The organism is Klebsiella sp. PK18 (assembly GCF_057784655.1).
Map to the genome: position 1 here is coordinate 2,975,307 of NZ_CM173493.1, position 19,619 is coordinate 2,994,925.

Consider the following 19,619-nt stretch of genomic DNA (forward strand, 5'->3'; position numbering starts at 1 on the left):
GGATCCGTTATCAGAATGGCAGGCCCGGCGATACCGTCGCCGGGAGCGTCAGCGTATCGCTGACCAGAGAGGCCATCGGCCAGGCACAGTAATCAGCGGCGTACCACGCTGCCGCGCGATGGTTGCCGGAGGCGCCCACCCCGCCAAACGGCGCTTTACTCGAGGCGCCGGTCAGCGGCTTGTTCCAGTTGACGATCCCGGCCCGCGCCTCGTCCGCCAGCTGGTCAAACTGCGCCGCGTCGCTGGAGATCAGCCCGACGGCCAGGCCATAGCGGGTCTGGTTGGCAAGGCGGATGGCCTCCGGGAAATCGTCATAACGGATAACCGTCAGCAGCGGGCCAAAGTATTCTTCATCCGGCACCTCGATACCGGTGACGTCGACGATCCCCGGCGTCAGCACCGTGGAGCGCGGGTCGGGCTGGCGCATGCGCAGCAGCACCTTGCCGCCGAGCCCCTCCAGTTTTTGCTGCGCCGCCAGCATGTTCTGCGCGGCGTCGAGAGAAATCACTCCGCCCATAAACGGCGCGGGCTGGTCATCCCACTTGCCGGCGCGGATCTGCGCGCTGGCCGCGACCAGCCGCTGCAGCAGCGCATCCCCCTGCTCGCCGCGCGGCACGATCAGCCGGCGCGCGCAGGTGCAGCGCTGCCCGGCGGAGATAAACGCCGACTGGATAATCACATGCAGCGCCGCATCGACATCGGCCACGTCGGCGACGATCAGCGCGTTGTTGCCGCCCATCTCCAGCGCCAGCATCTTCTCCGGCTGGCCGCCGAAATAGCGATGGAAGTGGAAACCCGCCGCCGCGCTGCCGGTGAACAGTACGCCGTCGATATCACGATTTTCCAGCAGCGCCTGGCCAGTGGTTTTTCCGCCCTGCAGCAGATTGATCACCCCGTCAGGGACGCCCGCCTGCTGCCACAGCTGGACGGTCATTTCGGCGGTGGCCGGCGTCAGCTCGCTGGGTTTAAACACGATGGTATTCCCGGCAATCAGTGCCGGAATGATGTGCCCGTTGGGCAGGTGGCCCGGGAAGTTGTAGGGACCAAAGACCGCCATCACGCCATGCGGTTTGTGGCGCAGCTGTGCTTTTCCGTCCGGCAGCGTCGACTCGTGAAAGCCCGTCCGCTGGTGATAGGCCTCGATGGAGATCGCGGCCTTGCCGATCATCGCCTGCACTTCGGTGCGGGTCTCCCACAGCGGCTTGCTGGTCTCCCGGGAAATCAGGGTCGCCAGCGCCTCTTTATGTGTCTCCAGCAGCGCGGCAAAACGCTCCACCACGGCAATACGCTCGGCCAGCGGCCGGTGCGACCAGGGGTAAAATGCCGCGCGCGCCGCGGCGCAGGCCGCCTGGACGTCGTCGGCACCCGCGCTGGCCGCCTGCCACAGCAGCGACTGATCCTCCGGGGCCAGTTTGCTCATCGTTGCCCCACTGCCCGCCTGCCACTGCCCGGCTATAAACTGTGCTTTTACCGCCATGATCTGTTTTCCTCTGGATTCAGGGTTACCGTATAAACGCGGTCGGTTTCACTGACCTGCAGCGCGTCCAGCGCGGCGGCGTCCAGTGAGACCTGCTCTTCGTGGGCCACCAGCAGCGCCCGGAAATTGTCGAACTGACCGTTGGCGACGAGCGTCGGCGCCGGCAGGGCGCCCATCAGCTGCTGGGCCGGCAGGCACTGGCTGTCGCGCACGGCGCGGATCTGATCGGTGTTCGCCTCCAGCACCGGTCCGGCATCGAAAATATCCACCGAGCCGCGCCAGCTGAATCCCTCTTTCTCGAGGATCGCCCGCGCCGGGGCGGTATTGGGATGCACCTGACCGATGACCTCGCGGGCCGCTTCCGGCAGCAGTGATATATAGATCGGGTAAGCCGGCATCAGTTCGGCAATAAAGGTTTTCATGCCGGTGCCGGTCAGCCGGTCAGCATCGGCAAACGGGATGTCGAAGAAGTGATGGCCCAGCGCATCCCAGAACGGCGACTGCCCCTGCTCATCGCTGCAGCCGCGCAGTTCGGCAAACAGGTACGGGGAAAACCACTCGCGGAAGGCGGCGATAAATAAAAAGCGCGCCTTGGAGAGCAGCAGACCATTGCGGTTGCGCTGATAGGCCGGGTCGAGAAACAGCGTACACAGTTCGCTGTGCCCGGTGTGGTCATAGCTGAGATTAAGCAGCTCCTGAGGCTTATAGACTCCCAGCGCTTTCGAGGCGCGAACCGTTTTCTGAATGCGAAAATTGTAAAACGGCTCGTCCAGGCCCACCGCGACCTCAATGGCGCTCACCCCCACCACCCGCGCCAGCGCGGTGTCTTCCAGCACAAACAGGAAACCCTGCTGGCCGCGCGGCAGTTCGCCGGCGAAGGTCTCGATACTGCGCTGGATACGGGCGGCCAGGCGCCCGGCATCATGCGGTAAGGAGGTCATGCCGACCCCCGCCCGCGCGGCAAGGCGGACGATGTCGTCGAGATCGTTTTCCCGTACGGGACGAAATAGCATCACAGGCCGTCCTCCCGGTTAGCGGGTTAAGCGAGCAACGGCGCGATCAAGGCGCACGAAGGCTTCCGCAATATCCGCCAGCGGGATATTGAGCGCCGGCGCGAAGCGCAGCACGTCCGGGCCGGCAATCAGGGCGATCAGCCCCTCTTCCGCCGCCAGGTTGGTCAACGTTTTGGCCTTGCCGCGCAGCGGCCCCGCCAGCTCAGCGCCGATCAGCAGACCGGTGCCGCGCACGGCGCTGAACGCATCGTAACGGGCAGAGATCGCATTCAACTGGTCAACAATCAGCGCATGGCGCTCGCCAACGCCCGCCAGCAGCGGCACATCGAGATGGGCCAGCACGGCGTTAGCGACGGTCGCCGCCAGCGGGTTGCCGCCGAAGGTGGTGCCATGGGTGCCGGGCTGGAAGACCTGCGCCCAGGCCTCTTTCGCCAGCATCGCGCCGATTGGGAAGCCGCCCCCCAGCCCTTTGGCGCTGGTGAGGATGTCCGGGACGACGTTGTAGTGCTGGTAGGCGTAGAGATGGCCGGTACGGCCCGCCCCGGTCTGCACCTCATCGAATATCAGGGTCGCGTGATGGCGATCGCAGAGGGTGCGCAGCGCCTGGAGGAACGCCGGGTCAGCGGGTATCACGCCGCCTTCGCCGATGATCGGCTCGACGATCACCGCACAGGTGCGCGAAGAGATGGCCGCGGTGACCGCCTCGATGTCGTTATAGGGCAGATGGGTAATGCCCTGCGGCAGCGGAGCATAATCGCTGGAATATTTCGGCTGGCCGCCGACGGAGACGGTGAACAGCGTCCGGCCATGGAAGGCATGGTTGAAGGCGATGATTTCGCTTTTTTCACCACCAAACTTATCGTGAGCGTATTTCCGCGCCAGTTTGAGAGCGGCCTCGTTGGCTTCGGCGCCGGAGTTGCAGAAAAACACCTTATCGGCAAAGGTCGACTGCACGAGGGTTTTCGCCAGCTGCAGCACCGGCTCGTTGGTATAGCCATTGCCGATATGCCACAGTTTCGCCAGTTGATCCTGCAGGGCCTGAGCCAGCGCCGGATGGGCATGGCCTAAGGCATTCACCGCAATGCCGCCCGCCATATCGATATACTCTTTCCCCTGCTGGTCCCAGACGCGGGAACCCGCCGCCCTGACCGGAATAAACGGCGCGGGGGCAAAACAGGGAACCAGGTAAGCGTCAAAATCTTCGCGAGTCATAGTGCCTGACATCATTCATCTCCGGAACGTAAGACGACGGAAAACGCTCCCGCCGCGTTGGACAATCGACATTAACCCTGACCCTCGGCTTATTTTGGGCACGAGCGCGCCCGCTGTGATGGCAAAAATATTCACCACAGGAAAAATAAGCCCTATTTATTTTGCGGGTATTTGTTAATTCATGGTTAACGTCATGTTGTTGTGTGGGCTAATGCTGGCCTGTGAACAATAAGATTGTCAATACGGGTGGAAGCAATTTATTCACTTTTTGAAGATCATCAAGATAATGAAAAACATAGAAAAAATATTTTTCTATGCACTTAAGTGAATAAAAAGTGAATTAAAATGCACAGCTTGTAGGTGGTTGGCGTGCGTAGTTATTCACTTAAAAAATAAAAAATCTAACAAAAATTTAAAAATCGGAATTGCCGTCAAATACCGCTTTATAAAATTGGTGATACCATTCATTGCACAGAGTTTACTGCTGTAGCTATTCCACGGTTTTACACGACATAAATAACACTGAGAAACAGGACTCTTATGGAAAAGTTATCTTACGCATCTGAAAGTAGTACATCTCCATGGACCACCTACCTGCGCCAGATCGACCGTGTCGCGCCTTATCTCGGCGATCTTGCCTACTGGGTGGAAACCCTGCGCCATCCGAAGCGTGCGCTGATCGTCGACATTCCTGTGCAAATGGACGACGGCACCATCCGCCACTTCGAGGGCTATCGCGTTCAGCACAATCTGTCGCGTGGACCGGGTAAAGGTGGTGTTCGCTACCATCCGGATGTCGATCTTAACGAAGTCATGGCACTTTCTGCCTGGATGACCATTAAGTGCGCCGCGGTCAATATTCCTTACGGCGGGGCCAAAGGCGGCATTCGCGTCGACCCCTTCTCACTGTCAGAAGGTGAACTGGAGCGTCTGACCCGCCGCTACACCAGCGAAATCGGCATTATTATCGGGCCGCAGAAAGATATTCCGGCGCCGGACGTCGGCACCAACGGTAAAGTGATGGCATGGATGATGGACACCTACTCCATGAACCATGGCACCACCATTACCGGCGTGGTCACCGGCAAACCGATCCACCTCGGCGGCTCCCTCGGCCGTGAAAAGGCCACCGGGCGTGGCGTATTTGTCACCGGCCGGGAAGTGGCTCGTCGCGCCGGTATCGAAATTGAAGGCGCCAAAGTCGCGCTGCAGGGCTTTGGTAACGTCGGTAGCGAAGCAGCCCGCCTGTTCGCCGGCGTCGGCGCCCGCGTGGTGGTCATTCAGGATCATACCGCGACCCTGTATAACGAAGGCGGGATTGATATGGCCGCCCTCACCGCCTGGCAGGCGGAGAAAAAGCAGATTGCCGGTTTCCCTGGCGCCCAGGAGATCGATAAAGACGCCTTCTGGACCACCCCGATGGACATTCTGATCCCGGCGGCACTGGAAGGGCAAATCACCCGCGAGCGCGCGGAGAAGCTGACCTGCAAACTGGTGCTGGAAGGGGCCAACGGCCCAACCTATCCGGAAGCGGACGACGTGCTGGCTGAACGCGGTGTGATCGTGGTTCCGGACGTTATCTGTAACGCCGGCGGGGTGACCGTCAGCTATTTTGAGTGGGTGCAGGATATGGCCAGCTTCTTCTGGAGCGAAGAAGAGATCAACGCCAAGATGGACCGCATCATGACCGACGCCATTATTCACGTCTGCGATAAAGCCGCCGAGAAAGCGTGTACGCTGCGTACCGCCGCCTATATCGTGGCCTGCGAGCGCATCCTGATGGCGCGTAAAGACCGCGGCATCTACCCGGGCTGATCCCCGTCAGGGTGTGAATCAGGGGGTGGCGTAGCGCCGCCCCCTTTTTTTCGCTATCGTGCCGTCAACCGCCGTTAGACCACAGCACCGGCCATCCCCGACGCTGCGACTCCGCCAGCAGCGCCGCGCACGGATTGACCGCGCAGGGGTTGCCAACCAGCGCGAGCAGCGGCAGATCCGAGATATGGTCCCCAAAGGCATAGCACGCCGCCAGCGGCTGGCCCCGTTCCTGCGCGTAGCGTTGAGCATGCAACGCCTTATGTTCGCCAATGGCGGTCCGCCAGAGTTCCCCGGTATAGTGTTCGTCAACCACCACCGGCTCTGAACACAGGGCATGCTCCACCCCCAGCGCCGCCATCGCCGGCCAGAGAATGTCGGTCATCGATCCGGAGACAAACACCACGTCATCCCCGCGCGCCTGATGTTGCCGGAGGATCGCCACCACCTCACGGTGAAAACCGTACCCACCTTCGCGATACAGTGCCTCAGCAACCGCCCGTACCTGGGCGCGCGGCTCATGGCGAAACAGCGAATAGTAGTAGCGATTGATTGCCTCCCGCGGTTGACCCGCTTTGCTAAGCGCCTGGAGCTGGCGGACAATCGCCGCGGCCGTCAAACCGCACTGCAGCGGATATTCCTCGGCATAGCGGTGCAGAAACAGGAACATACTTTTGCCGGTAATCAGCGTTTCATCCACGTCAAAAAAGGCGATGCTCATCCCCGTCCCCCTGCTCAATACTGACCAGATAATGTTGATGGCAGAGCGCCGCCTGCTCACACTCCTTACGAGTAATGTAGTTCAGGTCATAGACGCTGAAGCTAAAGCCGACTTCCGCTTTGCGGGTGCCGGTCTGGTCAAAACCGACCGAACACTCGCAGGTAAAGCGGCCGTGGGCTGAGCTTTTGCGCGACACCACATTCAGCACAATGGTCACCGGCAGCGGGAAAACAAAGCTGGAAAAAGCTACCTGCAGCGAGCTCAGCGTGAAGTACTTCTCGTCCATCGCCACGCCCGCCTCCGCCAGCAGAAATTTCTCCGAGGTGGCGATGATGGTTTGCCGCGCCGCCTCGATCAGCACCATCCCCTGGATGTGTTGCCCGGTCTGGTGGTCGCAGAGCAGCTCCGAGGCGTCCTGCAGGATCAGACGCGCGCAATAGCTATCTTCATCGCGTTTTTCCGGCGAGGTGATGAGGATGTTCTCTTTTTTACGTTTATGCACCAGCCGCTGATGATCGCGGTTGTTTTGATAATAGAGATCCTGCAGATTGACGATCTGGCGGATTTTATCCGGATAGTGCTGACGAATAATGCAGACCGTGCGGGAGATGTCGTCGAGCTGCACGCCCTGACCAATGACGATTTTATCGACGCCGGCGAGCTCGCCGCTCCAGACAAAACGCTCAAACTCGTTGACGGTCAGCACGTTCTGATGCCGCCGGGCAAAATCGGTAAATTTCTCACCCACCACAATTAATTTTTCCATGGCGCTTGTCTCCTCAGATCGCTTTCACAATTAACGCAATACCCATCCCGCCGCCGATACACAGCGAGGCCAGGCCGGTCGGTTTATTCTCCCGGCGCAGCGCGTGCAGAAGGCTCACGACAATCCGGGTTCCGGAACTGCCGAGCGGGTGCCCGAGGGCAATCGCGCCGCCGTTGACGTTCAGGCGGGCGGCTATCTCCTCCGCCGTCATCTGATGCTCGCGGGCCAGCCCCTTGACCACCCCCAGCACCTGCGCGGCAAAGGCTTCGTTAATTTCCAGTCGCGCCATATCGCTGAGCTGAAACCGCCCGCGGCGCAGGGCGCACGTCATGGCCGGCAGCGGCCCAAGCCCCATCATCGCCGGGTCGACGCCGCCCTCGCCGAAGGAGACTATCTCAGCCAGCGGCCGCAGGCCGTACTGCGCAACGGCGCGCGCCGAGGCGAGGATCACTGACGCCGCGCCGTCGTTCAGCCCCGAGGCGTTGCCCGCCGTGACGCTCCCGTCGCGACGAAAAGCCGGTTTCAGCGCCGCCAGCTGGTCGGCGCTAAGGTCATGGCGGATCTGCTCATCCTCGCGGACCACGCTGACGCCCCGCTTCCCGCTGACCGTCACCGGCACTATCTCCTCGGCAAAATGGCCGGCGCGGCTGGCGGCGGAGGCTTTTTGATGGCTGTCCAGCGCGTACTGGTCCTGTTCTGCGCGCGAGATCTGTTCATGCGCGGCGATGGCCTCCGCCGTTTCCCCCATCGGAATATGCAACAGCGGATCGGTTAAGCCATCGCTCTGGATCAGATCCTCGCTGCTGAACGCGCCAAATTTCACGCCGCCCCTTATCTCTCCCCGCAGCAAAAACGGCGCCTGGCTCATGTTTTCCATCCCGCCAGCGACGACCATGTCGGCATAACCGCTCTGGATATGGATCGCCCCTTCGGTAATACTTTTCATGCCGCTACCGCAGATCATATTCAGGGTGTAAGCCGGCTTTTGCACCGGGATCCCCGCCCGCAGCGCGACCTGACGCGCCGGCCCCATCCCCTGCCCGGCGGCGAGGACGCAGCCGCAGATCACTTCGTCAATCCACGCCGGGTCAATCCCGGCCTGCTGCAGGTTGTGGCGGACGGTGAGCGCGGCCAGTTCCACCGCAGAGACCGTTTTCAGGGCGCCAAGAAAACGCCCCACCGGCGTACGGCAGGCCGCGACGATATACACTTTATTCATGATTATTCCATTACGTAGAGCGAGGAAAGATACTGCGATGTCCCGGCTTCGCTGCCGGTAAAGCCCACATAGCCATCGGGATTGATCACCGCATAGTCATCGCGGCCAATCTGTAGCGCCTCGAGAAACGCCTCGTCCGCCGGGTCAAGGGCGCAGAATATAAACCAGCCGCCAGGTTTCAGGCGGGATAAGGGAGGACAGTCGACGCGCGCGGAAAAGACCACGACCTTACCGCTGGCGAAGGCGTCATAACTGTTGCGAAACGTCGCCTGCGGCGAGGTAAAGACGTACCACGGAACATGGTGGCCCATCAGGCCGTTCGGGTGAGCGCACTGCGGCGCGGCAAAGCCGGCGTACTGCAGCGGCAGCTGGTGGCGATAATAGTGACGATTGCAAAACTCCGGAAAGTAGACCGCGTCGATATGATTTTTCGGCACCAGACCGGCAATCAGGCCGGTATCGTGATCGGTGGCATGCAGCACGCCGCTCACCGCGGCGAAGCGCTCGGTGCGATAGGATGCCAGCAGCCGGTCGCTGGCGACGCCATGCAGGTAAAAGGCCAGCTTCCAGGCCAGGTTAATCGCATCCTGAATACCGGTATTCATCCCCTGCCCGCCAATCGGACTGAACAGATGGAAAGCATCGCCTGCCAGTATGATATTGTGCTGCAGATTGTCATCGGCGATCCGGTTATAGAAGTTGGCGCTGGAGGACCAGGTCAGCGCCTGCGCCGGAGGAACCTCGGGGCAGAAGCGCGCCAGCGCCACGTTGATCTCCTGCAGATCCGGCACCGGACGCGGCGACGGTAATCGACCGGCTCTTTTAATCACGATCCTGACCTGATTGTCCGGCATGGGCAGAAAGATCAGAAAGCCCAGCTCGTCAATATAGTAAGAGGTTCCCGGGAGCGTCGCCGCGCTGGCGAACTGCACGTCCGCCATTACAAAATGCAGCGGGTAATCATGGCCGCTAAAGCCAATCCCGGCCAGCTCCCGGACGGTGCTGGCCGCGCCGTCGGCGCCGATAATATAGTCATAAGTAGCGGAACAGGCCCGGCGGGCATCGTCGAGCAGAGAGACGTGATAGCGCCCTTCCTCCCGCCGCCAGGAGACCAGCTGATGTCCGCGTTTCACCAGTTGACCGGCCTCGGCCAGCGCCGTTTCAAGGATCTTCTCCGTCCGCGGCTGCGGGATACTGACATGGAAGGGATAGCAGGTGGGGAGATGGCGGTTATCAATATGCAGAAACTTGCGGTTTTTATACCAGGCGTAAATTGACGGAACCTGCTTGCCCTGGGCGGTCAGCTCCCCGGCAAGGGCTAAGCCGTGGAAGGCTTTAATCGTCGCCGGACTGACGCTCAGCGCTTTGGACCAGGTGGTGCTGTGTGTATTTTTATCAATAATATCAAAATCAATTCCATACTTATTCAGATAGCAGCCAATGATTAACCCTACCGGGCCGGCGCCAACAATGAGTACTTTTTTCACGATCGAGCCTCTCTGTATGCCCCCAGGGGGGCATACGCGTGTTGCCTGGGTGCAGGGTGAGTTAGGGGTAGATATCGTCGGCCAGACGGCGATCGCCGGCGACATTGCAGATATGCCAGTAGGGATAAGGCTTCTCTTTTTCGCTCACGCTGTTGAGGATCGCCGCCTCCTCGTCGCTCAGCGTCCAGTTCAGTGCCGCCAGGTTATCCTCCAGCTGGGCGAGTTTGGTCGCGCCGATCACCAGCGATGTGATCCCCGGGCGGGTACGCAACCAGTTGAGCGCCACCTGCGCCACGCTGGCGTTGCGCTGACGGGCAATCTCCTGCATCACTTCCAGAGTCTGCCAGGCTTGTTCGCGATTGGCGATCGGCGCCGACTCAAACGGGGTGGCGTTCGCCAGCCGACTGCCCTCAGGAAACGCCTGATTGCGAGGGTATTTACCGGTGAGGAAGCCCCCGGCCAGCGGGCTCCAGACGGTGATGCCGACGTTCTGATCGACGCTGAGCGGGATAATCTCATGCTCCAGTTCTCGCGCGGCGATATTGTAATAGCCCTGATAGATGCAGAATTTTTCCAGTCCGAGGCGCTCTGAGATCCCCAGCGCCTTCGCCAGCTGCCAGGCCGCGTAGTTGGAGACCCCGATGTAGCGAATTTTCCCGGCGCGAATCAACGCATCCAGCGTCCGCAGGGTATCCTCCAGCGCGGTGCGCGGATCGAACCCGTGGAGATGATAGATATCGATATAATCCGTTTTCAGCCGCTGCAGGCTGGCGTCGACGGCATTAATAATATGGTAGCGCGACGCCCCCAGCGCGTTCGGATTGGGGTCGGTCTGCCAGCGTCCTTTGGTGCCGATAATCACCTGCTGGCGTTTCCCCTTCAGCGCGTTACCGAGCAGCTCTTCGCCCTGGCCGTTTTTATAACAGTCCGCGGTATCAAAAAAGTTAATCCCGGCGTCCAGCGCTTTGTACACCAGATCGTATGCCGTATGCTCAGGCACCACGCCGAATTCCGACCAGTTGCGTCCCGGCGCGCCGAGAAAGGCCCCTTTTTCACCAAACGTCATGGCGCCAAAACAGAGCTCTGACACCGACACCCCGGTGGAACCTAAATACCGATACTTCATGCTTGACTTCCTTTTAAAGGTGACAACGTCACACTAGCGATAACAAATCCGCTGGCGGTCAGGCATGCACCGGCCAGGGGAATATGCGAGAGGGAGACGCCGGCGGTGAGCAACAGCCCACCAAACCAGGCGCCAGCGGCATTGCCGAGGTTAAAGGCGGCGATATTGCACGAGGAGACCATGCTTTTGCCGGTCTCACTGCTGTCCAGCGCCTGCATCTGCAGCGGCGGAATGGTGGAGAACATCGCCGCCCCCAGCAGAAACACCGCCGCGCAGGCGCCGGGTAGCGTCTGAATGGCGAACGGAAAGAGGCACAGGACGACGATAAGCAAGGCCAGGGTCAGCAGCAGCGCCCGGCGGACCCCACCGTCGGTCAGGCGGCCGCCGAGGTGATTCCCGGCGACCATCCCGACGCCAAACAGCACCAGCACCGGTGGAATGAGATGTTCGCTCATCCCGGTGACGGTTTTCAGCATGGGCGCAATGTAGGTAAAGGCGGCGAAGACGCCGGAAAACCCGAGCGCGGTGATCAGCAGGCTGCGCAGCACCGTCGGATGGCGCAGCACCTTCAGCTCGTCGCGGATCCGACTCTGCACCGCCGGTTGGGCCTGACGGCCGGGCACCAGGGCAATGACTGCCAGGGCGGAAAGAATTCCAATCAGCGTGACCATAAAGAAGGTGTAGCGCCAGCCAAGGTATTGCCCTACCCAGGCGCCGAGGGGCACGCCCAGAATATTGGCCAGGGTGGCGCCGAGAAAGACGGCGGAGACCGCCGAAGCCCGTTTATCCACCGGCGCCAGCTCCGCGGCATAGACCGAACTGATGCCGAAGAATGAGGCGTGAGCTAAGGCGGTTATTACCCGGAAAATAATGAGCATGGTCATATTACCGGCAATACCGCAACCTAAATTACCGATGGAAAATAAGATCATCAGAAATAACAACGCCGGTTTTTTGGGGTAGCGGCTTAATAGCGGTGTGAGGAGCGGCGCGCCAATCACCACCCCACAGGCATAAGCGGTAATAGACCAGGCGGCAAGCGTAATGGATATATGAAAATCATGGGCCACATCAAGTAATAATCCCATAATCACAAATTCGGTGGTACCAATACCAAATGAGCCCACGGAAAGCGCATAAACTGCCGCAGGCAATCCCGCCGTACGGGAAACAGCAATAGTCATAAGTAACCTCATCTCCCGCCAGGGCGGCGGGAGAATAGTATTCAGGGGGTTATTTTTCGATTAAGTTAAAGTCGACCTGGTTATAGCGTAAGCCAGTGACGTTATCGGGAGTGAAAATATCTTCGATGGTGAGAATATCCTCAGGAGAGAGGGTAATATTCGCGGCTCCGGCATTATCACGCAGATGGGCAATTTTTCTCGCCCCCGGGATAGGCACGATATCCTCGCCTTTGCTCATGACCCAGGCAAGGGCAATCTGCGCAAGGGTCGCGTCATAGCGCGTGGCCACCTGCTGCAGGCGCTCAAGCAGCAGCTGGTTTTTGCGCATGGTCTCGGCCTGGAAGCGCGGCAGATTGCGGCGGAAATCATCCTCAGCGAAGACGCCAGGATCGGTGATTTTTCCCGTCAGGAAACCGCGCCCCAGCGGGCTGTATGGGACAAAGCCCACCCCCAGCTCGCGGCAGGCGTTGAGAATACCGGCCTCCGGCTCGCGGGTCCACAGCGAGTATTCCGTCTGCACGGCGGTAATCGGATGCACCTTGCAGGCCCGGCGCAGCGTCTGGGCTGAGACTTCCGACAGTCCGATATGGCGAATTTTCCCCTCTTTAACCAGGTCGGCCATGGTGCCCACCACGTCTTCCACCGGCACCGCCGGATCGACGCGGTGCTGATAGAGCAGATCGATGGTCTCGATATTCAGCCGCTTCAGCGACCCTTCCACTGACTCGCGAATATGTTCCGGACGGCTGTCGACGCCGGCCATGCGTTCCAGTCCCTGGCCGGTCGGCAAAATACGAAAACCAAACTTGGTGGCAATCTGCACCTTATCGCGGATACCTTTTATCGCTTTCCCGACAAGAACTTCATTATCGAAAGGACCATACACTTCGGCAGAATCCAGGAAGGTCACGCCCATGTCCACCGCGGCATGAATCGTATTAATCGCCTGCGACTCCTCGGCGCCGCCGTAGGCGAAACTCATTCCCATACACCCGAGACCCAATGCGGAAACCTGGAACTTCTCTTTTCCGAGATAACGTGTTTTCACCTTATTTTCCTTACGTGCTGAATGTTATTAAATATATACTTCCCTTTTACATTGATAACAATTAATCTATTCCGAACGCGGTGTTAGCTGGAAATTAACAATGAAAACCTTGCCGGATTTGCAACAAATTGAAATATTAATACTCATAGTGAAACATGGCAGTTTTCGCCAGGCCGCCAGGGCATTAAATCTTTCACCACCGGCCCTCACCAGCGCTATTAATCATCTGGAAGAAAAGTTAGGCGTACGCCTGCTGAATCGCTCGACGCGCAGTTTGTCATTAACTGCCGTGGGTGAGGAATTTCTTAATAATATGACGCCGGTGGTCAATGATTATCGCCGGGTGGTTGACAGCCTGAATTATCATCGCCTGACGCCGGAAGGCGTGGTGAAAGTCAATTTACCGCGTATTGTTCTTGACCTGTTTTTTCAACACTATTTTATTGCCTTTAAAACCGCCTATCCCGATGTAACGCTCGAACTGTATACCACCGATCGGAAAGTCAATATTATTGAGTCCGGTTTTGACGCCGGTATTCGCTATTCGCAGGATGTGCCCAAAGATATGATTGCCATCCCCTTTGGCGAGAAGCTGTCGCTGATCCCGGTGGCCAGCCCGGCCTATATCCGCGAGGCCGGCGAGCCCGACACCCCGCAGTCGCTGGTCAATTTCCGCTGCATCAACCGCTGTTTTCCCAGCGGCGAAAAGTACCGTTGGGAGTTTATTAGCCCCAGCGGTGAGCCCAGCGAAGTTTCGGTCAGAGGCGATCTGGTCGTTGATTCCGATACGGCGATGATCCAGGCGGCGGAGAGCGGATTAGGCATCGCCTTTGTCTATCAGTCGCTGGTGACGCAGCAGTTGAGCGCAGGCAGCCTGGTCCGTTTGTTACCCGACTACCACTATCCTGCCGACCATTTCTGCGTCTACTACCCGAGCCGGAAACATATACCGGTGCCGCTACGGGCCTTTATCACCTGGGTCATGGCGCAGAATAAGAGCATCCTCAGTGAGTAGAGGGTTCGCGGGTTAACCCATCGCTATTAGCCACAATAAACGCACATACCGTTAACCAATTTTTTTCCTTCGCCTTGAATTATGGCGGTCGCCCGACATAAACTCGTTAGAGCTCTAACGATATTGACAGACGGCCTATGGACAATCGACAGCTTAACTTCTCCCATCTTTTATACCTCACCGCCCATCACTGGCGGCTGGCGGTCAACCGTCGGCTAAAGGACCTTGGCCTGAGCCAGGCCAGTTGGGTGGCGGTCGCGGCCATTGCCCGCCAGCCACAGCCGCTGTCGCAAAGCGAACTGGCGCAGGAGCTGGGGGTAGAGAGTCCGACCATTGTGCCGCTGATCAACCGGCTGGTCGCCCTCGGCCTGGTGGAGCGTGTCACCACCGCCAGCGATAAACGTAAGCGGCTGCTGGTCGCCACCGAGCAGGGAATGGCGCTGTATGAGCAGGTCAAAACGGTGGCGGACGATCTGCGCGAAGAGATCCTGACGGCGATTACCCCGCAGGAGCGGGAGCAAACTCAGCGGGTGCTGGAAAAACTGCTGCGCGAAGTGGAGAAGAAATAATGCCCCGTCGCCAGGATAACCCCTATGCCCCGCATGACTGGGCGCCGCATGAAAAACCAGCCCTGCTTGGCTCGCCCTCGACGCCGCTGCACAGTCCGCAGAAACGTCTCGCCTATGGCGTGGTCGGCCTGCTGGTGTGCCTCACCGGCGCGCTGGGCAACGCGGTGGTCACCGCCAACCTGCAGCTGCTGCAGGGCACCTTCGCCGCCTGGTCGACCGAGATCGCCTGGCTGCCGGCGGTGTACGTCATGACCAACGTCTCCATCAACCTGCTGCTGGTGAAATTTCGCCAGCAGTTTGGGCTGCGCGCCTTTACCGAAGGCTTTCTGGTGCTCTATGTGCTGGTCACCTTTTTCCACCTGTTCGTCAACGATCTCAGCTCGGCGATGATGGTCCGCGCCGCCCACGGCATGGTGGCCGCAGCGCTCAGCTCGCTGGGGATCTACTACCAGGTGCAGGCCTGGCCCGCACGCCACCGCCTGAAAGGGCTAACCATCGGCATCACCGGCTCGTCGCTGGCCATTCCGCTGGCGCGTCTCTTTTCCACCGAACTGCTGCAGATCGATGAATGGCGCGGCCTTTACTTCTTTGAACTGGGGCTGGCGCTGGTGTCGCTGGCCTGCGTCATCGCGCTGAAACTGCCGCCGAGCGATCGTAAAAAGGTGTTCGAGAAGAAGGATTTTATCACCTTCTTTCTGCTGGCGCCCGGCATGGCGCTGGTGTGCGCCGTGCTGTCGCTGGGGCGGCTCGAGTGGTGGTTTGAAGCGCCGTGGATCGGCTGGTCGCTGGCGGCAGCGGTGGTGCTGATCGTCGCCGCTATCGCCTTTGAGCATAACCGCAGCAATCCCCTGCTCAATACCAAGTGGCTCTCCAGCGGCAGCATCGTACGCCTCGGCCTGATTATGCTGCTGATCCGCATCGTGCTGGCGGAGCAAAACACCGGGGTCATCGGCTGGTTGCAGTACGTTGGTCTGCAAAACGAACAGATGACTAACCTCGCATGGTCAATTTTCGCCGGCATTCTGTGCGGGATCATCGCCAGTTGTCTGACGCTCAACCCGCAGAAGCTCTACTGGCCGACCGCCACCGCCCTGGCGCTGATCATGGTAGCCTCGCTGCTCGACAGCCAGTCCAACGCCCTCACCCGTCCGGAACAATTAATGTTCAGCCAGTTTTTACTCGGCTTCGGCAGCGCCTTCTTTCTGGCCCCGGCGATGCTCGCCGGCATTGGCGGCGTGTTTGCCGATCCGCGCAACCTGGTCAGCTTCTCGGTGCTATTCGGCATGAGCCAGAACATCGGCGGTCTGCTGGGGTCGGCGATCCTCGGCACCTTCCAGACCTGGCGGGAAAAATTTCACTCCAGCCAGCTGGCGGACCAGATCACCACCCTGAACCCGCTGATCGTCGAGCGGCTGCAGCAGTATAGCCAGATGTATCAGAGCCAGATCGGCGACAGCACCCTGCTTAACGTTCAGGCCACCACCCTGCTGCAAAACGCCGCGACGCTGCAGGCCAATATTCTCGCCTGGAATGACACCTATCTGCTGACGGCGGCCATCTCCGCCGGCACATTAGTGTGGGTTTTCTGGCGCTTAATTCGCTTACGACTGACCGCCCGTATCGCCTTAAAACGCGCCACCGGCAGCAAATAATTATCATCATTTCATCTCTGGAGTCGTTATGAGTCAGCAGGATGCGGCCAAACAACAGGCCAACACCCGGAACAACATTCGCGTGGTCTCCATTTTTACCGCCGCAGCGATAGGCCTCGTCGGCGTATTAGTGATCCTCTACGCCTGGCAACTGCCGCCGTTCACCCGGCATAGCCAGTTTACCGATAACGCCTATGTGCGCGGGCAGACCACCTTTATCAGCCCGCAGGTCAACGGCTACATCACCGCCGTCAACGTCAAAGATTTCGCAATTGTCCAGCCGGGCGAGGTGCTGTTCCAGATAGACGATCGCATCTATAAGCAGCGGGTGCATCAGGCCCAGGCTACCCTGGCGATGAAGGAGGCCGCGCTGCGCAACAATCTGCAGCAGCGCAAAAGCGCCGAGGCGACGATCGCCAAAAATGAAGCCGCGCTGCAAAACGCCCGCGCGCAGAATCTGAAAATCCAGGCCGATTTAAAACGGGTGCAGGAGCTGACTGCCGATGGTTCGCTGTCGATCCGCGAGCGTGATTCGGCGCGCGCCAGCGCAGCGCAAGGGGCTGCGGATATTGAACAGGCGAAAGCGGCGCTGGAGATGTCGCGCCAGGACCGTGAATCGACCATCGTCAATCGCGATTCGCTGGAAGCCGATGTCGCCAGCGCCAAAGCCGCCCTCGAGCTGGCGCAGATCGACCTGCAGAATACGCAGATCATCGCCCCCACCGGCGGCCAGCTGGGGCAGATCTCGGTACGTCTTGGCGCCTACGTCAGCGCCGGAACCCATCTGACCTCGCTGGTCCCGCCCCAGCACTGGGTGATCGCCAACCTGAAAGAGACCCAGCTTGCCGAGGTGCGTATCGGCCAGCCGGTCACCTTCACCGTCGACGCGCTTAACGGTGAGCGTTTCCATGGCAAGGTGCAGAGCATCTCCCCGGCGACCGGGGTGGAATTCAGCGCCATCTCACCGGACAACGCCACCGGCAACTTCGTCAAGATCGCCCAGCGGATCCCGGTGCGCATTACGGTCAACGACGGGCAGAAGTACAGCGAACACCTGCGTCCCGGTATGTCGGTGCAGGTGACCATTGATACCCGCGCGGAGAAACAGCCATGATCCGCCCGGTCACCCTTGCCGTCATCCTCGCGCTGGTCGGCTGTCAATCCGCCGACGTGCAGCGCGCGCAGCCGACCCTGACCATCCCTGCCGCCTGGCGGGCCGACGTTGGCCCGGCCAGCCCGGTGGAAGGCGTCTGGTGGCGCAATTTTCATGACAGCACGCTCAATCAGTATGTCGACCGGGCGCTGCGCTATAACAGCGATGTGCTGATCGCCCGGGAGCGGGTGAATGAGTATCAGGCGCGGGCCTATGCCGCCGACAGCAGCCTTTTCCCCTCGCTGGACGCCAGCCTGAGCGGTACCCGCGCCCGCGCGCAGTCCGCCGCCACCGGCCTGCCGATCCATAGCACGCTGTACAAAGGCGGCCTGACCGCCAGCTATGATGTTGATATCTGGGGCGCCAACCGCAGCGCGGCCAGCGCCGCCGGAGCCAGCCTCGAGGCGCAAAAAGCCGCTGCAGCCGCGGCCAATTTGAGCGTCGCCAGCTCGGTGGCCCTAGGCTACGTGACCCTGTTGTCGCTGGATGAGCAGCTGCGGGTTACCCAACAGACGCTGAAATCACGGGAAGACGCGTGGCGCCTGGCGAAGCGTCAGTTTGAAACCGGGTATACTTCACGCCTTGAGCTGATGCAGGCAGATTCGGAGCTGCGCTCAACGCGGGCGCAGATCCCGCCGCTACAGCACCAGATTGCGCAGCAGGAAAATGCGCTCAGCGTGCTGCTGGGTGATAACCCCGGCGCGGTAAAACGCGGCGAGTTCGCCCAGCTCACTCCGCTGCGTCTGCCGTCGCAACTGCCGTCCACCTTACTCAACCGCCGCCCGGATATCGTACAGGCTCAGCGTCAGCTGGTGGCCGCCGATGCCACCCTGGCCTCGTCGCAGGCGCAGCTGCTGCCGTCTATCAACCTCACCGCCACCGGCAGCCTGCAGGATCGTACACTGCCGGACCTGCTGGACAACCCGCTGCGGCTGTGGAGCGTCGGCGGCAGTATTTTGGCGCCGCTGCTTAACCGCCAGGCGTTAAATGCCCAGGTGGATGTCTCCATGGCCCAGCGCAACCAGGCGCTCTATAGCTACGAGAAAACGGTGCGCGGCGCGTTCAAAGAGGTGAATGACAGCCTTGACGCCATTAGCCGCTACGGTGAACAGCTGACCGAACTGCAGGGGCAGGTGGCGGTGGCGGAGGAAACATTGCGCATTGCGCAGAACCGCTACCGTAACGGCTACTCTTCGTATCTGGATGTGCTTGATGCCCAGCGAACACTGTTCTCCACCCAGTTGAGCGTGGTGCAGGTGAAAAACAACCTGCTGCTGGCGCAGATCGATCTGTACCGGGCGCTGGGAGGCGGCTGGATGAACGCGTGAATACCCTGTGCGCGCCGGCCCACAACCGTGGAGAGCGCAGAAACCCATATTCAGGCCGGTGTAGCGCAGCGCTACCCGGCAACAACCACCGGGGAGTCAATCTATGCAACAACAGTGGTCTGCCGTCGATAATTTCATGATTTCTTCGCTTATTCCTGAAGATGACGTACTGAGTCAGGTACTGGAAAACAACAAACGCGCCGGGCTACCTGAACATGATGTTGCGGCCAATCAGGGGCAACTTCTGGCGCTGTTGGTGCGCATAACGCAGGCGCGGCGGATCCTGGAAATTGGCACGCTCGGCGCCTATAGCGCTATCTGGATGGCGCGCGCGCTGCCCGCCGACGGAAAGCTGATTACCCTCGAGGCCGATCCTGGCCATGCCGGGGTGGCGCGCCAGAATATCCGCCTTGCGGGGCTAAACGAGCGCATTGAACTCATTGAAGGACCGGCGCTGAACACGCTGGAAAATTTCGCGGATGTGCAGCCGTTCGACCTGATCTTTATTGATGCCGATAAACCTAATAATCCTCGCTATCTGGAGTGGGCGCTGCACTATTCGCACCCCGGGACGCTGATCGTGGGCGATAACGTGGTGCGCGATGGCGAAGTGATTAACGGACAAAGCGATGATGCGCGCGTGCAGGGCGTGCGTCGGTTTATCGAAATGATCGGGGATAACCCGCGGCTCACTGCCACCGCGCTGCAGACGGTGGGCATCAAGGGATGGGATGGGTTTACGCTGGCGCTGGTGAATGGGTAAGATCCGGGCGGCCTGATGCCCTCATCCCGGCCCTCTCCCCCAGGGAGAGGGAGAAAACCCGCGCCGGGACGCGT

General features: G+C 60.0%; 16 protein-coding genes and 2 pseudogenes. 8 read left to right on the forward strand and 10 right to left on the reverse strand.

The window, feature by feature from the left end:
- Positions 1-10 precede the first annotated feature (10 nt).
- The 3 genes from astD to AC3EMD_RS14645 are packed head-to-tail and all read right to left on the reverse strand — an operon-like array spanning position 11 to position 3,714.
- Complete coding sequence (astD, locus tag AC3EMD_RS14635) at positions 11-1,477, reverse strand: succinylglutamate-semialdehyde dehydrogenase (RefSeq protein WP_012968349.1); 1,467 nt, start codon at positions 1,475-1,477, stop codon at positions 11-13.
- Positions 1,468-2,490 carry an arginine N-succinyltransferase gene (gene astA / locus AC3EMD_RS14640; RefSeq protein WP_012968350.1) on the reverse strand — a complete coding sequence of 341 codons (1,023 nt, stop codon included), beginning with the start codon at positions 2,488-2,490 and terminating at the stop codon, positions 1,468-1,470. The genes astD and astA overlap by 10 nt, the downstream gene beginning before the upstream one ends.
- An 18-nt stretch (positions 2,491-2,508) precedes the next feature.
- Complete coding sequence (locus AC3EMD_RS14645) at positions 2,509-3,714, reverse strand: aspartate aminotransferase family protein (RefSeq protein WP_049152581.1); 1,206 nt, start codon at positions 3,712-3,714, stop codon at positions 2,509-2,511.
- 169 nt (positions 3,715-3,883) lie between these two features.
- On the opposite strand from AC3EMD_RS14645, the pseudogene AC3EMD_RS14650 reads away from it, so the two are divergent.
- Together AC3EMD_RS14650 and AC3EMD_RS14655 are read left to right on the forward strand one after the other, a co-directional pair.
- Positions 3,884-4,030: pseudogene (locus AC3EMD_RS14650) on the forward strand (hypothetical protein).
- A gap of 212 nt (positions 4,031-4,242) precedes the next feature.
- Positions 4,243-5,517: a Glu/Leu/Phe/Val family dehydrogenase gene (locus AC3EMD_RS14655; protein ID WP_008805096.1), complete on the forward strand. Its 1,275-nt coding sequence runs from the start codon at positions 4,243-4,245 to the stop codon at positions 5,515-5,517.
- A 64-nt stretch (positions 5,518-5,581) separates the two neighbouring features.
- Here the strand turns inward: AC3EMD_RS14655 and AC3EMD_RS14660 are convergent, their stop codons facing one another.
- The 7 genes from AC3EMD_RS14660 to AC3EMD_RS14690 all read right to left on the reverse strand — a co-directional run bounded on the left by AC3EMD_RS14660 (position 5,582) and on the right by AC3EMD_RS14690 (position 13,065).
- Positions 5,582-6,235, reverse strand: coding sequence for an HAD family hydrolase (locus AC3EMD_RS14660; RefSeq protein ID WP_016160925.1), 654 nt, complete (start codon positions 6,233-6,235; stop codon positions 5,582-5,584).
- Positions 6,216-7,001 carry an AfsA-related hotdog domain-containing protein gene (locus AC3EMD_RS14665; RefSeq protein WP_012541915.1) on the reverse strand — a complete coding sequence of 262 codons (786 nt, stop codon included), beginning with the start codon at positions 6,999-7,001 and terminating at the stop codon, positions 6,216-6,218. Before AC3EMD_RS14665 ends, AC3EMD_RS14660 begins: the two co-directional genes overlap by 20 nt.
- A 13-nt stretch (positions 7,002-7,014) precedes the next feature.
- On the reverse strand, positions 7,015-8,220 hold the full coding sequence (locus AC3EMD_RS14670; protein ID WP_016160923.1) for an acetyl-CoA C-acyltransferase: 1,206 nt from the start codon (positions 8,218-8,220) through the stop codon (positions 7,015-7,017).
- A gap of 2 nt (positions 8,221-8,222) precedes the next feature.
- Positions 8,223-9,707 (reverse strand): FAD-dependent oxidoreductase, encoded by a 1,485-nt coding sequence (locus AC3EMD_RS14675; protein WP_302073554.1) that lies wholly within the window; start codon positions 9,705-9,707, stop codon positions 8,223-8,225.
- 61 nt (positions 9,708-9,768) lie between these two features.
- Positions 9,769-10,833 (reverse strand): aldo/keto reductase, encoded by a 1,065-nt coding sequence (locus AC3EMD_RS14680; RefSeq protein WP_302073555.1) that lies wholly within the window; start codon positions 10,831-10,833, stop codon positions 9,769-9,771.
- A complete protein-coding gene (locus AC3EMD_RS14685; protein WP_012541919.1) occupies positions 10,830-12,017 on the reverse strand; it encodes an MFS transporter in 1,188 nt (395 codons plus the stop codon). Before AC3EMD_RS14685 ends, AC3EMD_RS14680 begins: the two co-directional genes overlap by 4 nt.
- A 49-nt stretch (positions 12,018-12,066) precedes the next feature.
- Entirely contained in the window at positions 12,067-13,065 is a 999-nt protein-coding gene (locus AC3EMD_RS14690; RefSeq protein WP_302073556.1) for an aldo/keto reductase, read from the reverse strand.
- Positions 13,066-13,165: 100 nt separating this feature from the next.
- Between AC3EMD_RS14690 and AC3EMD_RS14695 the strand changes: the two genes are divergently transcribed.
- From AC3EMD_RS14695 to AC3EMD_RS14720, 6 genes and pseudogenes are all read left to right on the forward strand, one after another.
- Positions 13,166-14,080, forward strand: a complete 915-nt coding sequence (locus AC3EMD_RS14695) for a LysR family transcriptional regulator (RefSeq protein ID WP_008805104.1) — start codon at positions 13,166-13,168, stop codon at positions 14,078-14,080.
- Between the two features lie 137 nt (positions 14,081-14,217).
- Positions 14,218-14,649 carry a MarR family winged helix-turn-helix transcriptional regulator gene (locus AC3EMD_RS14700; protein ID WP_008805105.1) on the forward strand — a complete coding sequence of 144 codons (432 nt, stop codon included), beginning with the start codon at positions 14,218-14,220 and terminating at the stop codon, positions 14,647-14,649.
- Positions 14,649-16,301 (forward strand): annotated as a pseudogene (locus tag AC3EMD_RS14705) (efflux MFS transporter permease). Before AC3EMD_RS14700 ends, AC3EMD_RS14705 begins: the two are co-directional and overlap by 1 nt.
- A gap of 28 nt (positions 16,302-16,329) precedes the next feature.
- Positions 16,330-17,415: an HlyD family secretion protein gene (locus AC3EMD_RS14710; protein WP_008805107.1), complete on the forward strand. Its 1,086-nt coding sequence runs from the start codon at positions 16,330-16,332 to the stop codon at positions 17,413-17,415.
- On the forward strand, positions 17,412-18,782 hold the full coding sequence (locus AC3EMD_RS14715) for an efflux transporter outer membrane subunit (protein ID WP_302073557.1): 1,371 nt from the start codon (positions 17,412-17,414) through the stop codon (positions 18,780-18,782). The genes AC3EMD_RS14710 and AC3EMD_RS14715 overlap by 4 nt, the downstream gene beginning before the upstream one ends.
- 103 nt (positions 18,783-18,885) lie before the next feature.
- Positions 18,886-19,545, forward strand: a complete 660-nt coding sequence (locus tag AC3EMD_RS14720; protein ID WP_096834642.1) for an O-methyltransferase — start codon at positions 18,886-18,888, stop codon at positions 19,543-19,545.
- Positions 19,546-19,619 lie beyond the last annotated feature (74 nt).

Coding starts and splice junctions, on each gene's coding strand:
- AC3EMD_RS14655 (WP_008805096.1), top strand. CDS start 4,243: ATGGAAAAGTTATCTTACGCATCTGAAAGTAGTACATCTCCATGGACC.
- AC3EMD_RS14660 (WP_016160925.1), bottom strand. CDS start 6,235: ATGAGCATCGCCTTTTTTGACGTGGATGAAACGCTGATTACCGGCAAA.
- AC3EMD_RS14645 (WP_049152581.1), bottom strand. CDS start 3,714: ATGTCAGGCACTATGACTCGCGAAGATTTTGACGCTTACCTGGTTCCC.
- AC3EMD_RS14680 (WP_302073555.1), bottom strand. CDS start 10,833: ATGAAGTATCGGTATTTAGGTTCCACCGGGGTGTCGGTGTCAGAGCTC.
- AC3EMD_RS14715 (WP_302073557.1), top strand. CDS start 17,412: ATGATCCGCCCGGTCACCCTTGCCGTCATCCTCGCGCTGGTCGGCTGT.
- astD (WP_012968349.1), bottom strand. CDS start 1,477: ATGGCGGTAAAAGCACAGTTTATAGCCGGGCAGTGGCAGGCGGGCAGT.
- AC3EMD_RS14695 (WP_008805104.1), top strand. CDS start 13,166: ATGAAAACCTTGCCGGATTTGCAACAAATTGAAATATTAATACTCATA.
- AC3EMD_RS14720 (WP_096834642.1), top strand. CDS start 18,886: ATGCAACAACAGTGGTCTGCCGTCGATAATTTCATGATTTCTTCGCTT.
- astA (WP_012968350.1), bottom strand. CDS start 2,490: ATGCTATTTCGTCCCGTACGGGAAAACGATCTCGACGACATCGTCCGC.
- AC3EMD_RS14710 (WP_008805107.1), top strand. CDS start 16,330: ATGAGTCAGCAGGATGCGGCCAAACAACAGGCCAACACCCGGAACAAC.
- AC3EMD_RS14665 (WP_012541915.1), bottom strand. CDS start 7,001: ATGGAAAAATTAATTGTGGTGGGTGAGAAATTTACCGATTTTGCCCGG.
- AC3EMD_RS14685 (WP_012541919.1), bottom strand. CDS start 12,017: ATGACTATTGCTGTTTCCCGTACGGCGGGATTGCCTGCGGCAGTTTAT.
- AC3EMD_RS14670 (WP_016160923.1), bottom strand. CDS start 8,220: ATGAATAAAGTGTATATCGTCGCGGCCTGCCGTACGCCGGTGGGGCGT.
- AC3EMD_RS14700 (WP_008805105.1), top strand. CDS start 14,218: ATGGACAATCGACAGCTTAACTTCTCCCATCTTTTATACCTCACCGCC.